The organism is Vibrio minamisatsumaniensis, from assembly GCF_050337445.1.
GTDB lineage: Bacteria > Pseudomonadota > Gammaproteobacteria > Enterobacterales > Vibrionaceae > Vibrio > Vibrio artabrorum.
Genome location: NZ_JAKJSY010000189.1, coordinates 1 through 676, shown reverse-complemented (window position 1 = coordinate 676; position 676 = coordinate 1). Strand labels below are relative to the sequence as shown.

The window sequence follows — 676 nt, the reverse complement described above, 5'->3', positions numbered from 1 at the left end:
ACTGATAGAGAAAATTAAAGAATACATCGAGTACTACAATACCAAACGTATAAAAGTGAAACTAAAAGGCCTGACTCCGATAGAATATCGAACTCAGGCCTTGAAAGCCGCTTAACAGAAATGTCCAACTTTATGGGGTCACTTCAAAGTAAGCGGCTTTTTATTTTATCGAGTGAATGTGGGGTGGGGCATTATCGGGAAGAGGTGTGAATTTATCATTCTACGATCATGCTCGATCTCCAATGTGAAATGATGGTGGTTAGCTGGTCATTTTGAGTGACAGAATCAGTGTAAGCATCTTGAACATAGTTGTTATTTTTTAGATCAATCAATGGTGTTGTTTGTATGTGTTCTGTTGAGCATTTGAATGCGATTTTCGTATGCGCCCCATAATCCCACGGGGCGTTTTAATTTCAGTGTGAGACGTTCCAAGGCAGAAGAGAGTTAATATCAGGCTCTGGCTTTGCCAGTTCTTTCATACATTTGACCATGTAATCGTAGAGTATCAGTCCGTTCGCTTTCGCCGTCTCGATGATGCTATACAGCAAAGCACTCGCATCAGCACCAAGCGGATTCGTCGAGAATAACCAATTTTTTCTGCCAATGACCAGCGATTTGATTGCGCGCTCTGCTCGGTTGTTGTCGATAGATAAATGCCCATCTTCAACATAGCGTA

2 protein-coding genes are annotated in these 676 nt (G+C 41.7%); one reads left to right on the top strand and one right to left on the bottom strand.

The window, feature by feature from the left end:
* A partial coding sequence (locus L4B77_RS20230; protein WP_429752597.1) for an IS3 family transposase occupies positions 1-115 on the top strand: 115 nt, incomplete at its 5' end.
* 298 nt (positions 116-413) lie between these two features.
* Here L4B77_RS20230 and L4B77_RS20225 read toward each other — a convergent pair.
* Positions 414-676 (bottom strand): IS66 family transposase (locus L4B77_RS20225; RefSeq protein ID WP_429752559.1); only part of this gene is annotated, 263 nt, incomplete at its 5' end.